Below are 25,173 nucleotides of genomic sequence, written 5' to 3'. Positions count from 1 at the left end.
CTTTAATGTCCGAAACCAGCTAAATCGAATTTCAATTCAATTTCTTTGTATTTTGCATCAATAGAGAATAATCTTTCCCTCAAACTTAAGTCCCAATTTTGTTGAACTCCCTGCTTATCATAGTAAATATCAATAATTGATTTACTTATATTAATCTTGTAAAAAAAATCCTCTGGGACAGTGTTATTGTATACTTGATTTACTATATATAATGTATAGACCACGGGTTCTTCTATCTTATACTTGGTTATTAATTTTTCTAACTTATTCCAATTAATATCTACTGATTTAATTAATTCATAAATATCACATATTCTCATTAGAATTACTTCTTGTTTTGTTTTAACCCAGCTATTTTTAAATGGGAAAAAAACAGCTTCATTGTAAAAATGTGCGCATAACTGGATTATGTGATAATGAGGTTCTAGGTGGTGACAAGGAGTGTTATTTATTTGAAACTGTTGGGTGTTTTCGAATAGTATTCTTGTATTAATTGAATAACCTTTTTTGAGAGTATTCCAAAATACATCCAAATTAACATCAACTGGAATTATAGGTATTTTTGAGTTGCCGCTTATTTTCTTAAATTCGATTAATTCATGTGAATACATCCTTTGTGTGAGTAATTTCCTACGAGATACCGGAGTAATCTTTTGGTTTATTTCATCATAATCTCCTTGAATAAATCCATAATTATTTAATATCTTAGTGACAATAGGTATATCCTCAACTTTTATTAGTAAATCTATATCCCCTAATTCTCTTAGTGAATAATCATTGTAAAGTAAAGGACCTAGTAATCCTCCTTTTATTAGTAAGACTTTAATACCTATTTTAGCAAATTCATCATTTAAATTTTGCAGTTCTTTATAAAAGATCCTATTACGCTCTGCATTTTGATTAAAAATTTTATGCATGGTTTCTCTTATTCTCTTATTAATTAAGTCTAACAAATCTATTTTCTCTAAATTTCGATATACAATACTAACAACTCTGTGGTGAACACAATAGTATAAAAATTTATTCCATTTTATATATCTAATATTGTTTTGTACGTATTTCTTTTCGTCTTCACTTAAGTGTGACTTAGAGCACATAATCAATATTTCCGATTCTATATTTTTCATTTTTTTACCAACCCTTCACTGAAATAACACAAGATTTAATAGAAGATAAATGCATTACTTTCTCTGTTATGTATACTTAACCATTGTGAATATTTCTCAAAATATGGTATACTATTAGTTTCATCTAAACTTACATAATCAAGATATATTTTATGACTATTGATTGGTTCCTCTGTATCTTTAATATAATTATTTAGTAATTGATTAAGTTCTTGATATAGTAATATGGGATTTTTTTTCTTAACTAAATCATTTTTATAACTGTTACAAATTCTTCTCAATTCTAGTATCTCCTCAAAACTCTTATTAGTGAGATTTGGTATTTTTAATTTACTAAAATTAGTAACCAATGGATTCATATTTCTCTTTCTCAGATTAAAATTAAATATACTCCTTCTATTAAATAATCTAATATCAGAATCGTAATAGACTAAATTATTTATCCCTAGTACCTTCGAAACAGCTAAATCCCATAGTTCATCCCTAAGATTTAGAACGTCACTGGTTATTCCAATATACGATTTTTGTTCTTCGAGTTCTTTAAATTCCAATGTTGATTGAGAAAATTTATTTCTAATATTTTCTGAAAGTATATGATAGTTAATTAAAGAGTAGATTCCTAGATATTTTTTCTCATCAATTATAAAATCTCCATCTTTTTCAAAAGACCAAGTTTTTAAAAATTTGTTATGTATTAGTTGCTCAATCATTTCACTAATTCGAATACTGTCACTACTGCATAAATTTCCTTTGATAAAAAAACATTTCTTCATCCAAATTTCATCAGCTAAAATTATTACCGTATATAATAGGTTGTTTAATATGAATTTATCAATAGTATGATTACCACAGTATAATACTGCATTATTTTTTACTTTCATATAACACTCTTTCTAGAAAAAGTATCTTTAGCAAGTTTAAAATCATTTTCACAAATAAAATAACTTAATGTAGTTAATCTAGCATTTCCAAGTTCTAAGCCAAGTTGATTTGCAACTATTTCTTGAAACTTTACAATTTGATATAAGTCTGCTATTCCAACCAGCCACGCATCCATATGTTTTAAGCTGGCACTTATGTATAATTTATTTAACTTAATATAAAAGTATATTAATGTATGACATGGACTATTAAAATTACTAACAAGATCTTCACTTGGATTATATATCGATATAATTGCTTCCTTAGATGTAGGATCATTTTTTAATATATATACTATTTGATTGAGTTGATTAATACCTTCGCTTCCATATTTATATATTCGTTTAAATGTTCTATCATCTTTTTTATTAATCATTTTATTAACATGTAGACTAATAAATTTTTTACTAAATGGATATAGTGGATGTATTACTTCATTAACATTAGGTTCTAATACTACTAAATCCAAGTGATTGATTTCTAATATGTTTCGTTTATTATGAGGGATGAATTCACCATATTCTAAGAGATATTCGATACTCTTTTCCCATACTTCACCTATAGTTTTAGCTACTAATTCCATTGTTTTATATCCTTTCGTTCCAGATTATAACTACTATTATCTGTTATAAAATAAATCTTATCGGTTGGGTTAACAATTTCTTCATCATGCGTGATGATTATTTTTATGGAGTTTTTAAAGTAATTTCTAATATTCATCATCAATTCTTGTTTAATTATATTGTCAAGCCCTGCGGTAGGTTCATCTAATATAATGATTTTAGGGGTTGACATCATAGCCCTAGCTATATTAATTCTTCGTTTTTCTCCATCTGAAAGCTCCCTTGAATCACTTCCATATTCCCATAATAAACCGTTTCCAAGTGAATTAATTAGACTATGAAGTTTTGTTGCTTCTATTATTCTTTGTGTTTCTAACATTGAAATAGATTCACTATTGTAATTAATATTATTGAGTAAAGATGTTTTTAAAATATCATTTGTTTGTAATACGCATACAACGTTTTTATGAAACCATTCTTTATTTATTTTGGTATGCGGAATACCATTTATTAAAATCATGCCATTATCAGGTTCAATTTGTCTCATAATTAACTGTGTTAGTGTAGTTTTACCTACTCCAGATTGACCTCTAATAATTATGGTTTCCCCTTGACTTAAGCTAATATTAATATTTCGAAGATCTTTATTAGAGTTTTTGTAAGCAAATGAAATATCTTTTAGTTGCAATTTTATAAGACCGTTATTATCTGGAATATAGCCTTTTTCATATTTTTTTGTAGGGAAATATATTTCATTTATTCTTCGAAAGTTAGTTAATGCTCGAAATAAATTCATTATCCATTCCTGATATTTTAAAACAACTGGAGAAATCCAAGAATAATAACTAGTAAGTGCAACTAGCCCACCAATTGTTAAAGTTGAGTTTTTCATTAAACTTTCGCCTAAAAAATAAATAATAAAAATTGATAATATTTTAAATATTTGACCTATATTAGCTACCAAAAAATTTATGAATATAGATTTTAAATTGGACTTTTCCCTTTTTTTTTCTATATTTTCAATCTTTTCTATTTCATATTTTCTTCTTTTAGATACTTTAAAATAATCATTAAATATAATACCTTGATTTAAAGTATCAGTTAATTCGATTCTAATATTTAATAGTTCTTTCTCAATTTCTTGTTGCTTTTTTTTGAAGAATTTTACAAACAAAATTTGAAGTAATGTAAATAGAAATACTATTGTTGTTATTTTTAAATTTATTTGTGCCATTAAGAAAATGCCTACTGCAATTGTTGTTGTAAACCAGATAATATTACTTATAGTTAGGAAATAAAACTCTCCAACTGTTGATGAACTATTAACCACTTTATCCAAAAGTTCACTCTTATTTGATTGTTTATGCCAGCCTATATCCTTATATAATATGCCTTTAAATATTTCTGATCTTATTTCTGCAGCTATATCTAAAACGAATTTATTTAAATAAGCATCGAGTGTGTATAATAATAAAATTATTATAGGAATAATAATTAATAATGAACCGTATGTGACAATTTTATTTAAAGAGAAACTTGGGATAATTTCATCAATTATTCTCATAGTAACTAGTGGAGGTAAGAGTAGAATTGAACTTCTAAAAATACTAGATATAATTGCAAATATAAGTTTTGCTATATTAGGTTTTAGCATTTTTATGATTAGTGATTTCAAATTATACTCTTTCATTTGTTAGACTCCATTCATTAACTCTCTATTAGAAACATATTTTGTTTCCTTTGAATAAGTTATTGATCCATTTTCAATTTCAATTATCCGATCCAATTGTTTGGCTAATTCAATATCATGGGTAATAAAAATGCACGTTTTCCCTTTAAGATATCTTCTTATGGCACTGAATACTTTATCTCTACTTTTCTCATCTAGACCTGTTGTTATTTCATCTAAAAAAAAGATATCTCCCTTTGACAATAAACCTCTAGTAATACCTAACTTTTTTAATTGCCCTCCTGATAGATTACCACCGTTACTTTCTAGCTTTGAATCTAAATAATTTTCAAATTTATTAATATCATTATGAAAACCAGTTGCGTTTGATATTTCAAATATTAGTTCATCATTTATATTTTTATTTTGGACTAAGTTTTGTCTAATTGTATTTGCTTCTATGTAGATTCCATGTTGAACATAAACCACATTTTCTCGTAATATATCTAGGTCTATATTTTGAATGTTGACATCACCAAAATATATTTCACCTTCCGTTGGAGAAATTAATCCAGTTAGTAGCTTTAAAATAGTACTCTTTCCACTTCCACTTTTTCCAACAATCGCCACATGCTCCGCTTCTCTAATATTAAATGAAACATTTTTTAATATTTGCATATTATTCACTGTGAAACTAATATTCTTAAATACGATATTTCCACTTATACCTTTTATTTTTTTAAAACTACATTCCCTATTTATTTCATCTGGAAATTCTAGTGTTTCAATAATTTTCTTTATTTTAAAAGAAAATGATTTTAATTCTAAATACGTATTAACCATGGTGCTAATTGGCAGGCTTATTGTAGGTATTAAACCAATTGCGGTAACAATCATTCCTATTGTTAGATTTCCTATAAATACTTGATAACCACCAAAGATTAAGATTATAGCAGGAGCTAGGGCATCAATTATCCGAACAAACGTCCTATAAAAATTATTAGCAAGATAGTATTTTGTGCTTATACTACTCCACATATTATTTTTATTTTTAAAAGTTTGATAATGCGACTCTTCTTTACCATATGATTTAATTAAACTTATTACTCGCAAACTATCTAAAAAAATGTCCTTAATTTTAACATCAACATTTCTTCTTTCTAGAGATACAGACTTCTGATGATTTCCGAATTTTCTGACTGGAATGAGCGCAAGTAAGTAAATAAATGTACTTAAAATAGAGAATAGTGGATATATATTATATATCAATACAAATGCAATGATTCCACTTATAAATTGTTGTAAAAATTTCGGAATTACCGAAAAAGTTATTCTTTGAATTTCCTCAATATCTCCCACGCCTCTTTCCAACAATTCTGCATCAGAATATGATTTTATTTTTAAATAATCTCCTAAAATAATCTTATTATAAAAATCTTTTCTAATTCTGTTACTTACTCTTACCATACTTATTGATTCAATTGCTTGAATAACCCTCTCTAACAGAAAACTGGAATATTGTAAGGTGCACAAATTAACTAATATTAATAGAAAGCCAGAGTTTTTAGCGATGATATTATCAACTAATTTTCCAGTAATAAAGGGAATTAAAGGAACTATAACTGCTAAAATTATTGTAAACAAAATAATTAGCACCATATTTAATAATTCTTTTCTTAAATAATATTCTTTTATGTAATAATAAAGTCTTTTTGTTTTTGTATTATTCATATTTTTACTCCCTAAATAAACCTTTCAAACAGACTTTACAAGGTTATGATTCCCCAAGTATTTAATTATTATTATTTTAATCTTCTCGATCGCTTCGTTAAGCTCACCATCTGAATTTCCAATTAAGAAAATATTATTTTTTTCTTTTGCTGCTTGTAGATACCTCTTTTTTGCCCTATATAAAACTGGATAAGTTTCTTGTTTTTTAATTACGTCTCTTTGAGAAATTCTTTCCAAAGCAACTGATAAATTAACATCAATCAAAAAAGTAATATCTGGTTCAATGCAATTATCTAAAATACTTTTAAGAGCTTTACTATTTAATAAGTATGCAGAGGAATATGCATCATGACAAAGTTTCCATCTATCCATTAAAATAATATTATTATCTCTTGAAAATGATTTTATCTCTTCCGATTCTTGAAATAATTTAAATGCCAGTATTATACTACCGTATTTACCTGGAAAGTTTTCAGAGTATGTTTTCTTATAATTAGAAATAATTTTTTCAAAATTATTACAATAAATTGAGTCACCTTTTACTGATTTCATAGAATTGACATTATAGCCCTCTGATCTTAGCCACCGTTCGATAGCATTAATAATAGTGGTTTTCCCAGCACCATCTATACCACTAAAAGCAATAAACAAATCTACTCCTCCTTTCATATTTAACCATTTATCAAATATTTTAATAATTTAATATTGTGTTAAATATAGGTTTGTTCTTTTCTAATAACCATTTTTTTTTACCATCAATTTGCATTTCATAATCTTGCAGTGAAAGTTTCCCCTGAATAAAATCAATTAACATCAATATTTCTTTTGCATTATGTTTTTCAACAAATTTGCTATGACTTTTATATAAATTTTCATTATAATAATCTTTATTTCTAGCATGAGCTATATGATAATTTGTTGCAGATCTATTAAGTCTTATTGACTTTTTTTGTTGGATTAACCTATAACCAAGTTCAAAATGTTCAAATCCCCACTCTATAAAGAACTCATCAAAAGTTTCACACAAATCTTCTCTTCTTACTGCCATATTACCAGTCAATGTAGCTAACCAAGATATCTTGCTATCTGTATCACCTAAATTATTAAAAAGATTTTCAATAACTCTATAATATGTTGCTTTTCTTGCCATCCTTCCATCTGATAAAACAGCATTCCATATTTCATTTAAATTATCAATAGAATAATATAATTCTTTAACCTCTCCAATACATATAGAACCAGGGTGGTTTTTTAAGAAATTGATATGATTTTTAAGAAAATTTTTACTTGGAATACGATCTGAGTCATTAAAAATTAATATTTCACCATTAGAATATTTAATTCCGACATTTCTACTATAAGCTCTACCCATATTGACCTTATTTCGTATTATCTTCAGATTAAATTTAGAATCATTTATATATTTATCTATAATTGTTGTTAATTCATCAGTTGATCCATCATCAATTAGAACAATCTCAAATGATTCATTATAATGTTGTAATTGAAATGCTTCTAAAACATAATCTAAACTCTTACTTTGGTTATAGACAGGAATTATTATACTAATCATATATAGTTCTCCTAACGCTACTACAATTTAATTTAACTCTGGCATAGAAGATAACGAATTATTTCGAATCTTAGTTTAACGAAATGGCTACTGTTATTTAATTTTCTTTATACCTGTATTGGTTATTTCTCTTCCAGAATCATAATACCAACCCGTGAGACTTTGCTTAAGGAAAGAAAACAAACTTAAACCTCTTACTAAACCTCTAATAGGACAAATTATCATTAACAGCAGACGCTCTTTTAAACTATTCTCTTTTAAGATATATTTATGAGTGTAGAAAACACTATATGATGATTCTATCCATAGAATAAAAAAACCAAATATTAAATAATTTATTGAACCCTCAGAAATTGAAACTACAACACATAAGAAAAGATATATTATATATTGAACCCAACTCAATAAATCAAAAGCTATTTTAGTAAAAAACATCACACTTCTATAAATTGACATTTTCTTATAATGTCTAATCTCTTTATACATTTTGATAGATACCAATGGAGCTTTGATCCAATTTCCTGATTGATAAAATAAGTCTTTAAAAGTTTCAACGATTGTTCCACGATCATAAGTAACTGTTGGGTAAATGGGTTCACCTATTAGTATCATCTTCTGACCAAATGGTACATCCTCATTTGGAGATGGATATTTCCCCACATTATATAAAAAATCACTTTTTACAACCATTCCATGTCCAACAGTATATGCGAATGGTACAAAAATTTTATTAATGTACTTATTAACAGAAAGCATTTGATTTCTACGTTCAAAACCATAAGCCCATCTAGTTTGAAAACAAGCTTCTAGTTTTAAATACAAATTTAAACCATTATAATTTTCGTCAAATTTGGTAGGTTGTTGTATCACATTACAATTTGTTATATTAATTATTTCTTCTAACTCTTCAAAAGTCTCTTTTAATGGCCTGGAATCAGCATCATATTGGCAAATATAAATATCTCTTTCGTTTTTGTTAATTACATCCTTTTCTAATTGATCCAACGCATAATTAAGTTGAGAAGGTTTATTCCCCTTATGATATGGGTAATTAATTAAACTAAACTTATTATCATTCCTAATTAATTGTTCTAGTATTTCTTTTGTTTCGTTTCTTCCAGTTACTAACTTCTCTTTTTCAGTTGTTATAAAAACACACCGAATATTGTTTTTTACATTTACTATCTCCTTAAAATGTTTGTATGTACTTTCAATAATTTTGGATTCATTAAAGACTGATAAAAGAATATAGAATTCTATTTCTTTATTTTTTTTAGATACAGGGGATGATTTATATAGATATTTCAATTTTTGGTCCTTAAAATAAAGTAATGAAGCAACAATTAGGAGTCCATGAACAAAAATAATTAAAGATAATACAAAAAATAATACTTTCATTTTAGAGAAATCTCCTTAAAATGATTAATTAATATTTCAACAACACGGTCCCTTTCATTTGCATCTAATAAAAGTCCTGTTTTATCGTTTGATTTAATTAATATTAATTCATCTGATATGTTATCATTGTTAGTTATTACAATTCCTTTTTCCATTTTATTTAGTTTTTCCCACAATTTAATATTTGATATATCTATTAAAAAGTTTGATTTAACTAATAATCCTTTTGTCCTATTGTGTGTATTACCTAATTTATAGAATTCTTTCTCAACTTCAGGATATTTCTCAAATAAGTCACTTGTATCAATCAATCCATTGTTACTTTTTGTAAATACTTCATCTCTGAAATTTATTTGTTCTGGAAAAATAAAACATGGGAAAACATTAAATTTATTATCTAATAAAGTAATTAGTTGATTTCCCAATCCACTTCCTAATAAAAAAAAGTAATTAATTTGGTATTTTTCCATTAAAAACATTATTACCGAATTTAAATTATCAACTAATATTCTCAAATCTACGTGCTTAAATTCACCCTCACTATCACCACTTCCTGAAAAATCAAACATACAGTAATTGAAATCTTCACGAATTTTTTGTGCTATTTGGTTGAATAAATATCCAGGACCAGTTTTATTTTGGCCAAACCCATGAACAAACACTAGCATGCTTTTTTTCTTTGAAGTACAATTAATATTTACTAGTACTTTTCCATGAACTGTTTGTATGTAAAAAGTATCCATCTTCTCATTATTACTTATGAATCTTTGCCCCCAATCAGTGATATCAACTACAACTTCATTTAACCATTCATCTGTTGTAAATAAATGATCTGCTTCCTTGATAATTTTAAGTTCAAATTTATTATCTTTAAAATATTGGCAACTATTTTGTGAAAGTAAATCGGATTCCGAATAAATGCCGAAATAATCAATACTATCTGGTAAAAGCATATGATCTATCAAATAATCCTTGTATTTCATTATTATCTGAAAATTTACCCAAGTGCCGTAATAACTATTATATGCTATAGTTCCATTTTTCAGGCGTGGTCTTTCAATAGAGAATTTCGTATCCTCTTCTACTATTAAACCATTGCATGATCCTATACCTTTCACATCATTTCTACTCTTTGCAACATCAATACATACTTTTAGACCTTCACTAAATCCAATTAAAATTACTTTTTTTATAAATGTAAAGTTCCCTTTAACTTCATCAATTATAAAGTTCAATACATCTGAAAATATTTCAAAAGTGTTTGTTTCATAAAATCCATCACTTATTCCTGCACCAGGAAAATCAAATCGTAATACGTGTGTATTTTTTTTAGAAAGACCTCTAGCTATTTTAGTTAACATAGACCTTGAATCGCATCTATCTCCTAGTAATCCTGGAACTAGGATAAAAAGAGAATCACTATGAAAATCTAAATTGGAATGAAACATTCCTCGCAATATTAGATCTCCATAATTAAAAGATATTGGTATCTCATTATGAATTTGAATATTCATGCTTACTTACCAGATTACAGATAGATTTTACTGTTTTTAATGAATCTACATTCAATTCTTCGTCAGGAATATCAATATTAAACTTTTCTTCCAATGTTACAATTAAATGCAACACTAACAACGAATCCATACCTATACTGAAAAGATCTTCATCTAGATCAACATTAGTTTTTAATAGTTCTTCAATTATTTCTCCAACAATTGTTTCCATATATTTTCCTCCATCTCATTCTCCGTAATAACATCAAGTAACATGTTTAGATAATTTAACATTCCAGTATAACGCTTTAATACATGAAAATTCTCAGCATGTTTAATTAGTTCATAAGAACAATGAAGTTTCATAGCTTCAACAATATCATTTACCAGTTCTTGATTTATTAATTGATCTCCAAAATAGCTCTGTAATAAATATGCTATTTGACCATAGTTCCTATTAAACTTTATTTTGTTATTTCCTGAATAACATAGAGATAAAGATAAACATGCTAAATCGTCCAATCTGTTTCCAAGGCGAATTGTGTCAAGATCAATAATCTTAAAAATTTTATCCTCTTTGATTACATTGTTTAGAGTAAAATCACCATGAACAATAATATTATCAATTAATTTATATGAATTTAAAGAATTGATAATTTCATATTTATAATTTGATATTTTAGTAATAAAATCATCATCTTCTGTGTATTTAAGATATTTATCTAATTCAGAAATAGCCCAGTCAATTTTAAGAGTTTCTTTAGTGGCATTTATTTCTTCTTCCTTAATCAGACTAGAAATATCATGAAACCCCCTTAATATTACTGAAATATCACTAATATCCGATATATCTGACTTTACTCCAGGTAAATAATCATATAAAACATATACACCATTCGGTATTGAAATATGTAAATTGCCATTATTTAATGAAATAATACTTAAAGTATTCATCCCCCTTTTTATTAAACATTTTGAAAATTCATTTATTAACTTTATCTGATCAATACTAAAGTTACGAGGATAATACTTAAGAACGTATTGACCATTACTAGTGTTAAGTAAAAAACTTTGTCTAAAAAGAAGTCTATTTATTACTGTAATATCTTTGATTTCAATTCGATAATTTTCACTTATCAAAGATTGTATTGTATTAATATCCATGACTCACTTCCTTTCTTTTCAAAAAATTCTTAATTAAATGCTCTCTTGTATTGATCAGGAACCTCAATATGTTGATTTAAGATTTCAGCTGCATCTAGCGCCCAATAAGGATTACGTAGCATCCCTCTACCAATAGCGATAAGATCAGCATCATTATTTCTTATAATTGAATCAGCTAAATCGGGACTATTTATTACCCCAGCAACAATCGTTGGTACTCTTAAATTGCCTTTTATTACTCTTGAAAAAGGCACATGATGTCCTGGATAATCTGTAGGAAATGGACCCTCTCCACCTGAGCTTATACTGAATATGCTTATACCTGCATTCCTATAATGCTCACAAATTTTTAGGACATACTCAATATCGTATCCCCCAACTGCATATTCAATAGCAGAAATCCGCATTATTAATGGCATTGATTTTGGAATTACATTTTTTACACTTTGAATAACTTCTGTTCCAAATTTCCATGGTATTACACCGTATTTGTCATTCCTCTTATTCGTTAACCTTGAGTGAAATTGATGAATTAAATAACCATGTGCACCATGGATTTCAATACAATCAGCTCCCGCTAACACAGCCCTTTTTGCAGTTTGAGTATAGCTATCAATTATTTTCTTGATATCATCAATTTCTAGTTCTCTTGGTTGATTATACATTTCACCTTCAAATTTTATTGCTGAGGGTGAAATTGGTATATTTATATTTTGTGCCTTTCTACCTGCGTGAGAAATTTGAACAGAAACTTTAGCGCCATTTTTTTTGCATAGACTAATAATTTCTTCAAATTTAGGGATATGTTTATCCGACCATAACCCTAAATCTTTATCTGTACTTCTCCCCTCAGGACTAACCGCTGTCATTTCTATAGTAATTAACCCTGCTCCACCAATTGCACGACTTGCATAATGAACCTTATGCCATTCATTTGGCATTCCTTCTCTTGCAGAATATTGACACATTGGTGACATTACTATTCTATTTTTTAAAAATAAATCGTTGATAGAAAATCCAGAGAACAAAGTATCTATGATAATCACTTCCAACTATTTAATTTATTTCTACAATTAACTAATTTTCTAAACTACAAAAAATGGCCTGCTTTGAATTGCAACCGGTTTATTTATATGTTCTCTTATATAAAAGGGTTCAATTCCGTTTAGTATTTTTTTAATTTCAATACCCATATTGTTTGTTGTTGATCCAAACATCAAATTAACTTTGTTTTCGCAATTTTCCGGGATAAAAAAGGTATCAAGCGGTTGATGAATATTCCATCTACTCCCTATTAATTCACCATCTCTATAACCATAATATGTTATTGGAGAAATATTACTAATCGTACGAGGTAATCCTTCTAGATTAATTTCAAGTGAAAATATCATGGTTCTATGGTCTTCAAATTCATTACAAGAAATTTTCCAATCACGAACTAGTAAATCATTATACGAAGGCATAGAACTTTTGAAATTTGCTAAAAATTTTGGTTCCCCAAATTTATTTATTCCTGCATCTATTGCTAGTTCGTCATCACATGGAACAAATATTCTATATATACCTATCAATTTGGTTTGATCTTCGCCCATTAGAAAATCTTTAAGATCTAATGTTGGTACTTTCTCCTTATATAATCTTGGTATACAATAAACTCCAATTTCAATTTCTTGTGTTTCCCCATGTCCGTTTTGAAAATTCGAAAAATATTGTTGATAATTAATTGTAATACATGCTTTTCCATTAAATAAATATGGAATTAGGTTAGTATTATCAAAGTAATGTCCTAATTGATCCTTACTTACTAAATAACCAACCTCAATATAATTTAACCCAGAATAATAAAAGTGTTTAGAGGGTGATTCAATATTTGGAAGTAATTTTTTATTACTTTCTATATAATCTATTTTCATTTTCTGTTTGACTCCTCAATATATTCAAAAGTAGGTGCGGCCCGAAAGTTATCTTCCAAAGGAATTTTCATTAATTCAGTTGCCTTGTTCCTCAATGAGAACATTATTATGTTACATTCGTTAAATACTTCAGGCTTCCCATTAATAGCAATATGTATTAGGTCCAATAAATTAGAGTAAAGTATATTAAATTCCTTTGATTTTTTTTCTAATTCTTCATGATTTTTATAGTTAATATGTTTGGGATTTGTATATATTTTATACACTTTGTCCCACTTTACTGTTATTCTATCTCCAAAAAAAGATTTGCTATCCTCTGAATTAGTATTTAGAATTTCGAAAAAACGTTGATAGTGAGACGGCCCTTCATGGCAGAAACTACTTTCATCTTCTCTATGACCTTGATCTATTATTAGATTTATTGCATTTATCGCTGATTCCAAGTCCGTTACTATAATGGATGTACCACCACTGTTATAATAATATTCTGGATGAATTTGTTTTGTGGGATCCCCACAGAAAAAATTACCTTCTCCAATATGATTATTAAAATAAATGAGAGCGTCTAATATAGTAGAATAAAATTCAGCTATGGAGTTAAACGGCTCATCACGTGGTACACTCTCTCTTATTTCATCTAATGGTGTGTTTTTTTCAATTTCTAAAAAGGTTTCTATAGCTTCCCTTGAGAAACTTTGAAGATTTATTTTTAACAATTCATTTTTTTTAGTCTTTATTGGAACCTCGTAAGGATACTTTGGTATATTTTCTTTATTATTTAATACAGGTGTTCCACCAATTGCGTTTATTATATTAGCAACTAATAACATATGTAACATTTCTTCTACTACGACAGTACGGATTATTTCTAAAGATTCTTTATTTGTATCAGGTTCTAATGTGTACATTGATACCAAATAAGGTGGTATAGTCGATAATTCTATTTCTAAAGCTAAGTTTAAGTAATTCTTAAGTTCATCAATACTTTGAATTTTGGGAGGTAAGCTAACTATTTTACTCATTTATCTACTCCTATAGTAATTTTTTCCTTTTCTAAGCTGTTATTAATCCATTTTGCAGACATTAAAGCTAAAGCAGCTAAAGTTAAAGTTGGGTTTGCTGTTCCTGTCGTTGGTAAACTTCCACAACCAACAGCAAATAAATTTTTATATCCCCAAACTTTTTGATACTTATCTACAACTGAATTATGAATTGATGTCCCCATTACATGTCCACCCATAAAATGTCCTGCACCACTAAAAGCATAAGAGTTATTGTTATATTGTATAAATCCTGGATCGTCATCAGTATACGAGGTGCATTCTTTCGCTCCTAAATAGCTATATAAGGTACTAGCAGTTTGTTTTGCAGCTTCCATTCCTTTAATTGTATATTCAGATAATTTATAATTAATTATTGGCCTTAAGTTTCCAAAACTATCTTTTTCTCTTCTGTCAATGGTAATTCTATTAGTTGCTTCTGCAGGTTGCTCTAGCATAAATCCAAGTTGAATTTGACGTTGATTCATATCATACGTGCTTTCTCTTAATTTTTTTCCAGAATTATTTTTTTCAAAAACTAAACTATTAATTATTGAATATGGTGCACCGTTAGACCATAGCCACCCTAAATTACCAATTTCAATTCTAAATGCACTTCTATGTTCACGAAACTTCCCGTTTCTTAAAGACTCTATCCCTGAAGTAGATCCAGGTCCTTTAAAAATCCCTAATAATTGAGGTGATAATCCCCAAGTCAATAAAAATGGATGGTCCATTAAATATTTACCTATCAAATCATTTTTAATTAATGATTTAAGCATCAACTTGGAATTTTCCACGGGATTTGCAGCCAAGACAAAAATTTTTCCAACTGCTGTGTATAACGAAAAATCATTTGGATTATTACTCGTATATGCCTTATATACAACCTTTTCTACTTTTCCAAATCCATCAACTTTTATTTCTGTTACTACAGCTTTACTAACAATTGTTACATTTCCACTTTTAAGTGCGGAGTCTAATGTTTTTAAAGCACTATATTTTGCTTGGATAGGACAAATGGGAACGCAACTTGAATAACCAACGCATCTTTTTCCTTGAAAATCATTTCCAACAGCACCTACAGGTTTGTATGGTTCACCTCTATAGCGATATTTCATATTAGGTATACCGTTTCTTGCCTGAGGTGTACTAGTAACTTTCAATGAATATTGATGACCTTGAAAAGTGATACTTTTTCCTTCTAATTGTTTAGATAAGTATTTATCTATATTTGACTCGGGAATCTTGTGCATTGGGAAGACATATTCTTTTCCAAACCACTCTTCTTTAATATTTAATAACTGTCCAAGTTCTCTTTGATCATTTACTTCACCAGAAATACCGATTTCATATTCTGCTTGTTCGTAATAAGGTCTTAACTCTTCATAAGTTAATGGCCAGTCTAATCCAACTCCAAACTTTGTCTTTGTCTTAAAATCATCAGGTATCATTCTTAAGCATGTTCCTAACCAATGTAAAGTTGCTCCTCCAAGATGACGAGTATAATCACTTCTATATGGGGTTGGTCCCATTTGTATAAAATATCCTTTACTGTTCATATAAGGAATTTTGCTGATAACATCTAACTCATCTGGTTGAGGAGCATGTGAGTTACTTGAAAACGGAGAATTTGGTGATTTGACACTTGCAGAATAGTATAAATCTAGATTTCTTTGATAATCCAGATATTTCATATGTTTACTCTCTCCTGCCTCAAGAATCAATACCTTCTTCCCATATATACCCAATTGTTTTGCTATTAATGATCCAGCAATACCTCCGCCCACTATTACCACATCAAATTCCTTTTCTGAAACATCAATACATTCATTTATCATTTATATCCTCCAGGTAAATAGATTTCCCCCAAGAGCCATATCCAGTTGGGTTGGCACCGAAAGGATGCGCATTAATAGCTTTCCATATCAGACCTTGTTTGTATGACTCTGAAGATAAGTAATAGTAATTAACTGAATTTATATACCAACGTCCTGTATACCAAAGTAGTATAATTTGCTTTATCAGAAAATTTAATTCTTCAGAAAAGTATGATTTATCTAGCGAGAAATCAGAACAGGGAACAAAATAATATTTTTTTAGTAATTCTTTTAATGTTTTGGGTTCTTTCGCATTAATGAACTCATAATAGTGAACATCTAACCCCGTACTTAAAAGGTCAACTCTTGTAAAACCAGTGATTGTCTCAGATAATTTCAAAAATAGGTCGTAAGTATTTACTCTACTCATTTTTTCTCACCCTACAAATCTATTAATCGAAAAGTTTTTCAACAAAGTTAAGATATTATTGTCGATGGTCTATTCGTTTCCTTATTTTGAATAATACTTATAAGTTTTTCCCAAAATTCAGGTAATTTAATTTGACTATAGTCCTTACCATTCCTTAGTAATGCTTCTACCTCTAGAATTTTATTAATGTCTTCATCACTTGTAAAAGGCATAGTATCCATAGCTTTTAAAATAGGATTATTCGTATTTTGAATTTCATGAGAGAGGTTATAATGATTACTATACAAGTGCAGACTTCCTGCAAAGTGTTTATATGTACCGAGATTAACTCCTAATTGATTTGCTAATAGTTCCTGAAACATCGTAAAACTAAATACATCATATGGTAGACCCCATATAATGTCATTTGACCTCATATATGTTATGCAATGAAGAGCATTATTCCTAATGAAAAATTGCAATAAACAAGTACAAGGAATATCCTTCGAATTATGATTTAAATCTTTAGATGTAAATATTGAAATTACTGCTTGTCTGGATGAAGGATCGTTTTTTAGTTTCTCTTTTAAAACTGACCATTGTGACTGTGACTCTGTATTTGTTTGCCCAAATATTCGTTTTCCATAAGCTCCATATAGAGTTTCTCCATCATCAGAATAGTTTTTATAACGTTTATTATAATAATTAATAATCTCTAACTGATTACTTCCCCTCAAGTACCATAAAAACTCCCCAATTGCAAAAGAAATAGACATCTTTCTTTTTTTATTTATGATTACTCTGTTTCTAGGGTTTGTTAATTCAAAACTTGCCCCCAAAATCTCCTTTGTTTCGAGTCCTCTTGGTGAATGTACTTCACCTCGTTTTTCAATTTCTTTTAATAGTAAAAGTAAAACATCATCCATATTATCGGCTTTAATCACCAGTAGTCCTCCTTTTCATGTCGTTTTAATTTATTCTTTTCATTTTCCCTGTGGAAGTTTTCGGTATTACTTCAACCTTATAGAATCTCTTTGGAATTTTATAATCAGATAGAAACCCTTTACAAAATTCATAAATTTTCATATCACTCAAGTTACTTGTTTCCTCAAGTATAATATTAGCCACTGGCCATTCTCCAAGTAACTCATGATCCTCACCATATACTCTGGCCTCTTTAATATCTGGATGTCTTAATAGTATTTCTTCTACTTCCTCTGGATAAATATTAAGTCCACCTGAAATTACAACGTTCTTTTTTCTTCCAACAAAATAATAATAGCCTTCATCATCCCTAAATCCCAAATCACCTGTATGGAGCCAACCATTACATAGTACTTCTTCAGTTGATATATTATTTTTATAATAACCTCTCATAACACTCTGACTACTAACTATTATTTCACCGACTTCGTGTACAGATAACTCATCATTATTCTCATTAACTATTTTTACAGACACATTCGGAATTGGTTTACCTATAGAACCTAATTTATATATAGAATCACCCGATAATAGAGCAGTTACCCTGGGTCCAGCTTCTGTCTGGCCATATGTTTGGACAAAACCTATACTTGGATACATTGAAATAAGTTTATTTAACTTATCTAAAGGCATACTCCCTCCACCAAAGCATATATGCCTTAACGAACTTATATCGTACTTATCTAAACTCTTAAAGCTAATTAACATTTGCAGCATAGATGGTACAGCAGTAAAATTTGTGATTTTTTCTTTTTCTATATATGAAAAGAAAGACTTTGGAAGAAACATTTTGTCCATTATTACAATTGTTGCACCTAAGTATAGATGTGTTAAGAATTGAGCTGTATTGCAGTATCCGAACAACATTGGAAGTACAATTAGTACTACATCATTCTCAGTTAAATTTAGTGATTGAATATTAGACTCTACATTGCTTATAAGGTTTTTATGGGTGAGCATAACTCTCTTTGGATTACTAGTGGTTCCAGAAGTATGTAACATTATGGCAACTTTTGCATCAGTATCAGGTTCGTTTATATCTGTTATAGTAATATAAGGATGTTTAGGATTTATCTGAAAAACAAGTTTAGATTCAATGTTAATTATTACAACTTTATACTTATATCCTTGGAGATGATTAATTAAATTATTTAGATTTGAATTGTTTGTTAGAATTAATCGGATCTCACAATAGCTTAAAGTACTTTTCAGTTCCAATTCTTTACTTTGAACTGAAATGGGTACAATTACCTTATTATTCATTGTTATTGAAAAGTAGGCTATTGCGTAATCAATTGAATTAGGCAAAAATATCCCAATATTATTCCCGGCATATTTACCCAATCCTTCTATTAAACAGCTTATCTGTTTTGATAAACTGTATAACTCTCTGTACGTTATTGTTCTATTTCCAAATTTAATTGCAACTTTTTCTTTATTTCTATTTTTTTTGATTAGATGTTTTAAGAGTATTTTTATCACACCTTTTCTCTAATTTCCCTCAAAAAGAAATTATAGGGATATTCCAAAATTTCAAATAATAGTTATATTAAACATTATTTTACATATATTTTCAATATATTTCAACAAATTACAAAATTTTAATTTTTCTAAGTTTTTTAATGAGCTAGAAATTGCAAATAAAAGAAATTATGGTTTTCAAAATGAAACTAGTAAAAGATAATAATAAAAATCAAAAGATTTCTAGACTTAGTACCTCTGCAAAATAATCTTCGAATTAGAGGATTCCAAACTCATTAAATTTAAAATGCAAAAAACCAGTTCCCACGAAATATTATCGGGTTCTGGTTACGAAATTGGATATAGAATTATGTTAGTATGTCTCAGACATTTCTTATTAAACGGTATAATTTTAATTGATATCAATTATTTATTTAATCCTTCTAAATGATTTCACTTCAAAATTATATACTAAATGTCTTTAAACAATTCTCCATTTTTCCTTGCTAGCTTTTCCATAGATATAACTAAAATTAATGATAATATTAAATAGCAAAAACCTAATGTTAATTCTTTTAACAGTAAAGAAGTTACTTCATATTTAGTTATCCTATATATAGTTCGAAGTGCTTCAATACTGTGGGTTAGTGGTAATAAACGAGAAATAAACTCTAGAACCTCAGGAAGTTTGTTTACCCCAAAATTAACACCACAAAATATTTGTAAGAATGCTAATGTAATATTAAGAAATAAATTAACATTGGAAAACACTAGACTTATACATGCAAAAAGTAAAGAAAAACAAAACATAGTAAACATTGTAACTAAACATAGAAATATAATATTAACTATATTATTTATTGGAAGGTTTAGGTCAAACAAAATACCACCCAGTATAATACTAATTAAGAAAACAAAAAGACTGTCAAGCAGAGGTACAATTCCTTTTTTTATTATCACATATAGAGTATTTGTTGGAGATGCAATATTTAATTCTAATGTTCCATATCTTCTTTCCATTCTAAACATATTTATAAAGTTAATCATCATAGTTTGACAAGTATAGTACACAATATTACCCAATACAACAAACTTCAAATAACTTGTACCAACTAATGCACTTGCAAGGGTTGCAAAAAAGATATAATGCATAAATGGATCAACAATCCGAAATAGTATAAATAATTTAATTGATTGATAGGAATAAACTGCTTTATATGATAAGGTTGTAAGTCCATATTTATTAATAAACATTAAATTGCCCCCAATTTACCAGTTTTACGTAATAATAATTCAATCCTTTTTATTATAAAAAATGCTGCTAACAGATAAAAAAGACTAATTAAGATTGAAATTGTCATAGTTGTATAAATAGGAGAAGATAACTGTAATGCTTCATATACTGACTTTATTCCCCATGTCATTGGAATTATGTATGAAACTACCTTTACAACAAGTGGAAATTGCTCAACAGGAATGAAAACACCACACATTAACACCATCGGGGTAAGTATTAAGTTTTGGTAATCATAAACATTTTGAAATGCTACAAATACAATCGCTAGTATCAATCCCATAACACTAAGAGAAAGAATTAATACTAATATTGCAATAGAAAATAAAGTATAACTGGCTATCTCTACTTTAAAATTAAAGATAAATTTAGCATAAATAAAACTTAATAACATAGAGAACATAGCTATAAACGAATTACTGATTACTTTAGTCATTAATATCGCACTTAAAGATACTGGAGAAACCAATAATAATTTTAATGTGTCACTCCATTTTTGAGAGGTAAGAGCAGATCCTGAAGAATAAAGTACATAACTCCACATACTAATTAAGGCAGATGCAATAACAAAACGACCATCATTAATATCCCCTCTATATTCATTGAGAAAATAAACAATTGACAAAAACATTAATGGTTGAAAAAAAAGCAAAAATTGATACATCTTATTTTCAAAATTAGTAAAGTACTTTATTTCACGAACTAACAATGTTAGCCAATTTATAGTTGTCATTTATTTATTACCTCTCTCATATGAAAAATATATGCATCTTCTAAAGAAATCTCCTTCTTTTTAATATCCAATACTTCTGCAAAATTAGAAAGGTATTTCATAATAAACTCAATATCTGCTTCATTCGCTTCAAAATTAATAATATAATAAGGTTCTTTAATTGTCTTAATACTAAGATTTCTAAAAAAATTTTCTTTTTGAAGTTTTTCAATATCATTGATACTAAGAGTTGCTTCAAAAAGATTTAAATTGTTACAACTCTTTTTAATATAGTCAGGCTTACCAATTAAGGTTATTTTTCCTCCTCTTATAAATGCAATACGATCACAGAGCTCATCTGCCTCTTGCATGTAGTGAGTTGTCAAAATAATAGTAATACCTTTCTCAGATAATTGTTTTACTATATCTCTCAATAACTTTGCCCCAAGAGGATCTAAACCAATTGTAGGCTCATCAAGAAAGATTAATTGTGGATTATTTATTAAACACCTAGCAATATGTAAACGTTGAATCATGCCTTTTGAAAATGTATGAATTTTTTGGTTTTCAGCTTCGTGTAATTGAACTAAAGTTAGTAAATTATTGATTAAATCGTTTTGATTGTTATTTTTTATTTTATAAAGGGTACAAAAATAATGCATATACTCTTTGGCAGTAAGTCTTCCATATACTCCTTTTTCTCCACCGTATACAAAATTAATTTTATCTCTAATTTTATTACTATCCGACACTACATCATAACCGAAGATCTTGACTTCACCACTTGTAGGTAATAATAATGTTGTTAATATTTTAATAGTAGTAGTTTTACCTGCACCATTTGGTCCTAACAAACCAAATACTTCTCCTTTTTCTACTTCAAATGACACATTATCTAATGCAGTCTTTAATCCCTCTTTTAATTTATAAGTACGAGATAGTCCATTTACTTCTATAATTTTACTCATAGTTTTCCTCCACACTTCAGATTATCGTGATTATAATAACAATATTTTCTAGATTTTTCTATATATTTTAAATTAATTGTATATTTAACAAGGATTTATTATTGGTAATATAAGCTTTAAAAAAACTTATAAATAAGAAAATTTGAAGGTTTCTTTCTCTCCTATTTTTTATCTATAAAATACTTTGAAATAATAGAGTTTTAGCATTCAAATGAATTGTAAGTTAATAAATAATAGAGTTCTGGAAAATTCCCTTATAAATGGAACCTTAATGATCCTTTTTAATTACAAATTCTACTTGTACTTTAAACAAAGTTACATAGGATGTATAATATGTAAGTAATATTCCTTTGATGAAACCAACTAGTTTTAGTTACATATTAATCTGATTTAATATTCTATCCTGTAATTATAGATAAGTTGTTTTTTCAATGAATAAGAGGTTCAAATAGTATTATTTCTATTTTTATGATTTTTGGTTTAAAAAAAACAAAGTTCCTTTCCCATAAATGGAAGGACCTAAAAAATTATTTAATGTTGTCTTTATTTCTTTAATTAGATTAAATTGGTCCTTGTTAACCATTATATAAATTCCTCTCTCAAAACTCTCTTGGTTCTCCTGTATTTTAATAAATATAAATCCACTCGATTCATTAACTCATAAAGCTATTGGTTTGGAGATGTCTTAATAAACTAGTAGATGTAACCCAATGACACATTAGTAAGATTTCATCCAAGTAAACTCTATTCGCTGCACTCGGATGATTTTTACACATTTTGGAATAAATTTCTTCATTGTTAAAAAAATATGTGCAATTACTATTTTTTAATGAAGAACAGAGATTATTTATTAATTTAATTGCTACCTCTTATTCCTTTCCGAATGGAAATATTTCATTCTTTAAAACCATTATTTCTCCACCTTTCCTAATTTTTTCTCCCCTTACCATATTCTTCACCTTCTAAAGTTTTCCCTTCTTCACTACCTTGCCTTTGGAGTAAAATTTATGCCTTATCCATACGAGTTAGCGTACAAATCTGTATCATTTCTGCTTTGATCCCCGAAGCAGACTAATAACCTCTTTATTGAGTTACTATGATGTTTTGTTTCCATTTTCTATTTTAATTACAATATAAAATTTACATTCTATTGAAAAATCCTTTCTTATAGCGTTTATAATTTATGGCTTGTCATGAAGCTATCAATAATTAGTTTCATTTAATCATTTATATCGTGTGAAACTTAATAGCCTGTTCCTAAATCCCAACTTGTCTCTTTCTATCATTTTAAAACCGGAAGATGAAAAGATTATGCTAGGAGAAGAAGATGATAAACTCACAATACAAATTTTTAAAGATATGTATGAGTAGTCCCTTTACAATATTTTCAATTCTTTATTTCTTTGTGTAAAAAATTTGTGTAAAAGAAATCAATAAATATGTAAAACGTGTGTAAACAAAATCAATTCCTATCGTTTTCTAACTTATTCTTGGAAAAAAAAATACTCATAAACATTGATTCATCAACATTTACGAGTATTTAATGCTTAATTAAAATTGACCAAAATTGAGTAGATAGTACCGATGGTCGGGGTCTAACTTCAAAAAATTCATTAATTCAATCTTTCTACTTATTATTCGTCTTTTTCTCTTCTTTTCGCTTCTCAGGTTCCAACACCATCATGTAAGTTCCGTTAGAAGCTTCCGTAGTTAATTTCTTTAATTGCTCAGCAGTTTGAATTTTAGTATTAAATGATGTTAATCTAGTTGGAATGTATAAAGAAGAATGATTGCTTAATATGATGAGAGTTTTTCCTTTGATGTTAGAAGTTCTTCTTATTTGGTAGGGGTTGAACCAGATGTTGTCTTCGTGTGTGAGGGATCTTGTTGGGAACAGAATGACTTCTTGATAAGGATTGGCTACAACTGGAACCATTTTATCCATCTTCATTATCCATTTGGATGATTCAATTGCGCCATCTAAGGTGAAGCCTGTACACCTCAAACTGTACGCTAACACTTCAATGGGAGATTTGTTTATAAAGATAGTTCTATCGGTTTCAACAATTTGTGTGAAGGGATTTCCATACCGGTCATAATGGCCGATCATATACATAAATGAACGAGTGATAATATAATGACCTTGAATAAACAACTTAATCTTCTCCTTTATTAGGCTGCTGCCTGTCATTTGTTACATAACTTTAGAAGCAATATAAAATGGATTCACCTCAGTGTCTTCCTCGGATCTTTATGTAAGTATGTTTGTGGTTGAGAAAGAAAACGTTTACATTCGCGTGTGCACGCAACTGGTATCTCAGATTCTATGCCAGATTGGTTAAGTGATTCACTTACAACATCATCGAACGTGATGATACGTCGTACATCCGTAATTCCCAATGCATCTGCAATACTATTTATATGACCAAAATGAATATTTTGTCGCTTATGATTTGCCAGTTCATGAAGTGTAGCATTTCGAATACCGGTTCTCCTTCCTAATTCTCTCATTGAGATATTATTTTCATCTAATAACTTGTGAATCATAACCCGTAAATCTTTCCCCACCTTTACACCACATCCCATCTATACTAGTTTACAAGAAAAAAATACCATATTCCGAAATAATATGTGATACGTCAATACGTATCATTTTTATCAAATTATGTCGAAATAGTGAAAATATACTGTTATATTGTCGTAAGAATACCGAATGAGAGGAATCATTTCATCCCCATGACCAACAAGTACAATACTAAAAGTTCAAAATAACTTAGGTCGGATTCTCCCCCATTCGGTGCAAATTCAATCAAATCTTCATACATAAGAACGAATCATCAATTGCTTCGTGATGCAGTTTGTAGTATTCAACAAATTCTGCAACTCTATCATTTGTAAGGCTTCTAACTTTCATATGATTCTCTGATCAAGCA

23 protein-coding genes are annotated in these 25,173 nt (G+C 28.3%); all 23 read right to left on the bottom strand.

The features are described 5' to 3' along the window. Positions 1 to 2 precede the first annotated feature (2 nt). The 23 genes from FA727_RS06105 to FA727_RS25020 all read right to left on the bottom strand — a co-directional run bounded on the left by FA727_RS06105 (position 3) and on the right by FA727_RS25020 (position 24,787). A complete protein-coding gene (locus FA727_RS06105; RefSeq protein ID WP_136829949.1) occupies positions 3 to 1,127 on the bottom strand; it encodes a nucleotidyltransferase domain-containing protein in 1,125 nt (374 codons plus the stop codon). A gap of 35 nt (positions 1,128 to 1,162) precedes the next feature. Further along, entirely contained in the window at positions 1,163 to 2,008 is an 846-nt protein-coding gene (locus FA727_RS06100; protein ID WP_136829947.1) for a hypothetical protein, read from the bottom strand. Beyond that, entirely contained in the window at positions 2,005 to 2,631 is a 627-nt protein-coding gene (locus FA727_RS06095; protein WP_136829945.1) for a thymidylate synthase, read from the bottom strand. Before FA727_RS06095 ends, FA727_RS06100 begins: the two co-directional genes overlap by 4 nt. After that, on the bottom strand, positions 2,622 to 4,301 hold the full coding sequence (locus FA727_RS06090) for an ATP-binding cassette domain-containing protein (protein ID WP_136829943.1): 1,680 nt from the start codon (positions 4,299 to 4,301) through the stop codon (positions 2,622 to 2,624). The genes FA727_RS06095 and FA727_RS06090 overlap by 10 nt, the downstream gene beginning before the upstream one ends. 3 nt (positions 4,302 to 4,304) lie before the next feature. Then, the gene (locus FA727_RS06085) at positions 4,305 to 6,011 is read right to left on the bottom strand and encodes an ABC transporter ATP-binding protein (protein ID WP_136829941.1); all 1,707 of its coding nucleotides are present in this window, start codon (positions 6,009 to 6,011) and stop codon (positions 4,305 to 4,307) included. 24 nt (positions 6,012 to 6,035) lie between these two features. Then, positions 6,036 to 6,662 (bottom strand): dTMP kinase, encoded by a 627-nt coding sequence (locus tag FA727_RS06080; protein WP_158318799.1) that lies wholly within the window; start codon positions 6,660 to 6,662, stop codon positions 6,036 to 6,038. 40 nt (positions 6,663 to 6,702) lie between these two features. Then, positions 6,703 to 7,584 (bottom strand): glycosyltransferase family 2 protein, encoded by an 882-nt coding sequence (locus FA727_RS06075; RefSeq protein ID WP_136829938.1) that lies wholly within the window; start codon positions 7,582 to 7,584, stop codon positions 6,703 to 6,705. A 93-nt stretch (positions 7,585 to 7,677) separates the two neighbouring features. After that, a complete protein-coding gene (locus FA727_RS06070; RefSeq protein ID WP_136829936.1) occupies positions 7,678 to 8,982 on the bottom strand; it encodes a glycosyltransferase family 2 protein in 1,305 nt (434 codons plus the stop codon). Further along, on the bottom strand, positions 8,979 to 10,496 hold the full coding sequence (locus tag FA727_RS06065; RefSeq protein WP_158318798.1) for an alpha/beta hydrolase family protein: 1,518 nt from the start codon (positions 10,494 to 10,496) through the stop codon (positions 8,979 to 8,981). Before FA727_RS06065 ends, FA727_RS06070 begins: the two co-directional genes overlap by 4 nt. Continuing rightward, the gene (locus FA727_RS06060) at positions 10,477 to 10,707 is read right to left on the bottom strand and encodes an acyl carrier protein (protein WP_136829933.1); all 231 of its coding nucleotides are present in this window, start codon (positions 10,705 to 10,707) and stop codon (positions 10,477 to 10,479) included. Before FA727_RS06060 ends, FA727_RS06065 begins: the two co-directional genes overlap by 20 nt. Then, positions 10,683 to 11,639, bottom strand: a complete 957-nt coding sequence (locus FA727_RS06055) for an aminoglycoside phosphotransferase family protein (protein WP_136829932.1) — start codon at positions 11,637 to 11,639, stop codon at positions 10,683 to 10,685. The genes FA727_RS06060 and FA727_RS06055 overlap by 25 nt, the downstream gene beginning before the upstream one ends. Positions 11,640 to 11,668: 29 nt before the next feature. After that, a complete protein-coding gene (locus FA727_RS06050; RefSeq protein ID WP_438646608.1) occupies positions 11,669 to 12,691 on the bottom strand; it encodes an oxidoreductase in 1,023 nt (340 codons plus the stop codon). A gap of 33 nt (positions 12,692 to 12,724) precedes the next feature. After that, on the bottom strand, positions 12,725 to 13,552 hold the full coding sequence (locus tag FA727_RS06045; protein ID WP_136829931.1) for a hypothetical protein: 828 nt from the start codon (positions 13,550 to 13,552) through the stop codon (positions 12,725 to 12,727). After that, entirely contained in the window at positions 13,549 to 14,574 is a 1,026-nt protein-coding gene (locus FA727_RS06040; protein WP_136829929.1) for a ferritin-like domain-containing protein, read from the bottom strand. The genes FA727_RS06045 and FA727_RS06040 overlap by 4 nt, the downstream gene beginning before the upstream one ends. Continuing rightward, a complete protein-coding gene (locus FA727_RS06035; RefSeq protein WP_136829927.1) occupies positions 14,571 to 16,433 on the bottom strand; it encodes a GMC oxidoreductase in 1,863 nt (620 codons plus the stop codon). Before FA727_RS06035 ends, FA727_RS06040 begins: the two co-directional genes overlap by 4 nt. After that, positions 16,423 to 16,842 (bottom strand): hypothetical protein, encoded by a 420-nt coding sequence (locus FA727_RS06030; RefSeq protein WP_136829925.1) that lies wholly within the window; start codon positions 16,840 to 16,842, stop codon positions 16,423 to 16,425. The genes FA727_RS06035 and FA727_RS06030 overlap by 11 nt, the downstream gene beginning before the upstream one ends. A 47-nt stretch (positions 16,843 to 16,889) precedes the next feature. Continuing rightward, on the bottom strand, positions 16,890 to 17,765 hold the full coding sequence (locus tag FA727_RS06025; RefSeq protein WP_136829924.1) for a thymidylate synthase: 876 nt from the start codon (positions 17,763 to 17,765) through the stop codon (positions 16,890 to 16,892). 25 nt (positions 17,766 to 17,790) lie between these two features. Further along, positions 17,791 to 19,287: a class I adenylate-forming enzyme family protein gene (locus tag FA727_RS06020; RefSeq protein WP_136829922.1), complete on the bottom strand. Its 1,497-nt coding sequence runs from the start codon at positions 19,285 to 19,287 to the stop codon at positions 17,791 to 17,793. Positions 19,288 to 19,737: 450 nt separating this feature from the next. After that, positions 19,738 to 20,520, bottom strand: coding sequence for an ABC transporter permease (locus FA727_RS06015; protein WP_136829920.1), 783 nt, complete (start codon positions 20,518 to 20,520; stop codon positions 19,738 to 19,740). After that, positions 20,520 to 21,293, bottom strand: coding sequence for an ABC transporter permease (locus FA727_RS06010; RefSeq protein WP_136829918.1), 774 nt, complete (start codon positions 21,291 to 21,293; stop codon positions 20,520 to 20,522). Before FA727_RS06010 ends, FA727_RS06015 begins: the two co-directional genes overlap by 1 nt. Continuing rightward, entirely contained in the window at positions 21,290 to 22,240 is a 951-nt protein-coding gene (locus tag FA727_RS06005) for an ABC transporter ATP-binding protein (RefSeq protein WP_136829916.1), read from the bottom strand. The genes FA727_RS06010 and FA727_RS06005 overlap by 4 nt, the downstream gene beginning before the upstream one ends. A 1,627-nt stretch (positions 22,241 to 23,867) precedes the next feature. Continuing rightward, complete coding sequence (locus FA727_RS06000; protein WP_158318797.1) at positions 23,868 to 24,395, bottom strand: competence protein ComK; 528 nt, start codon at positions 24,393 to 24,395, stop codon at positions 23,868 to 23,870. Positions 24,396 to 24,466: 71 nt separating this feature from the next. Further along, a complete protein-coding gene (locus tag FA727_RS25020) occupies positions 24,467 to 24,787 on the bottom strand; it encodes a helix-turn-helix domain-containing protein (protein ID WP_306461654.1) in 321 nt (106 codons plus the stop codon). Between the last annotated feature and the right edge of the window lie 386 nt (positions 24,788 to 25,173).

It is taken from the genome of Robertmurraya kyonggiensis (assembly GCF_005116465.1).
GTDB lineage: Bacteria > Bacillota > Bacilli > Bacillales > Cytobacillaceae > Robertmurraya > Robertmurraya kyonggiensis.
Note: the sequence above shows the minus strand (reverse complement) of the source record. Positions and strands in the feature narration are given on the sequence as shown.

Bases quoted from the DNA above. Each gene is read 5' to 3' on its own strand.
- FA727_RS06085 (WP_136829941.1), bottom strand. From the start codon at position 6,011: ATGAATAATACAAAAACAAAAAGACTTTATTATTACATAAAAGAATAT.
- FA727_RS06075 (WP_136829938.1), bottom strand. From the start codon at position 7,584: ATGATTAGTATAATAATTCCTGTCTATAACCAAAGTAAGAGTTTAGAT.
- FA727_RS06005 (WP_136829916.1), bottom strand. From the start codon at position 22,240: ATGAGTAAAATTATAGAAGTAAATGGACTATCTCGTACTTATAAATTA.
- FA727_RS06070 (WP_136829936.1), bottom strand. From the start codon at position 8,982: ATGAAAGTATTATTTTTTGTATTATCTTTAATTATTTTTGTTCATGGA.
- FA727_RS06045 (WP_136829931.1), bottom strand. From the start codon at position 13,552: ATGAAAATAGATTATATAGAAAGTAATAAAAAATTACTTCCAAATATT.
- FA727_RS06105 (WP_136829949.1), bottom strand. From the start codon at position 1,127: ATGAAAAATATAGAATCGGAAATATTGATTATGTGCTCTAAGTCACAC.
- FA727_RS25020 (WP_306461654.1), bottom strand. From the start codon at position 24,787: ATGATTCACAAGTTATTAGATGAAAATAATATCTCAATGAGAGAATTA.
- FA727_RS06090 (WP_136829943.1), bottom strand. From the start codon at position 4,301: ATGAAAGAGTATAATTTGAAATCACTAATCATAAAAATGCTAAAACCT.
- FA727_RS06035 (WP_136829927.1), bottom strand. From the start codon at position 16,433: ATGATAAATGAATGTATTGATGTTTCAGAAAAGGAATTTGATGTGGTA.
- FA727_RS06015 (WP_136829920.1), bottom strand. From the start codon at position 20,520: ATGTTTATTAATAAATATGGACTTACAACCTTATCATATAAAGCAGTT.
- FA727_RS06040 (WP_136829929.1), bottom strand. From the start codon at position 14,574: ATGAGTAAAATAGTTAGCTTACCTCCCAAAATTCAAAGTATTGATGAA.
- FA727_RS06065 (WP_158318798.1), bottom strand. From the start codon at position 10,496: ATGAATATTCAAATTCATAATGAGATACCAATATCTTTTAATTATGGA.
- FA727_RS06095 (WP_136829945.1), bottom strand. From the start codon at position 2,631: ATGGAATTAGTAGCTAAAACTATAGGTGAAGTATGGGAAAAGAGTATC.
- FA727_RS06055 (WP_136829932.1), bottom strand. From the start codon at position 11,639: ATGGATATTAATACAATACAATCTTTGATAAGTGAAAATTATCGAATT.
- FA727_RS06060 (WP_136829933.1), bottom strand. From the start codon at position 10,707: ATGGAAACAATTGTTGGAGAAATAATTGAAGAACTATTAAAAACTAAT.
- FA727_RS06010 (WP_136829918.1), bottom strand. From the start codon at position 21,293: ATGACAACTATAAATTGGCTAACATTGTTAGTTCGTGAAATAAAGTAC.
- FA727_RS06030 (WP_136829925.1), bottom strand. From the start codon at position 16,842: ATGAGTAGAGTAAATACTTACGACCTATTTTTGAAATTATCTGAGACA.
- FA727_RS06100 (WP_136829947.1), bottom strand. From the start codon at position 2,008: ATGAAAGTAAAAAATAATGCAGTATTATACTGTGGTAATCATACTATT.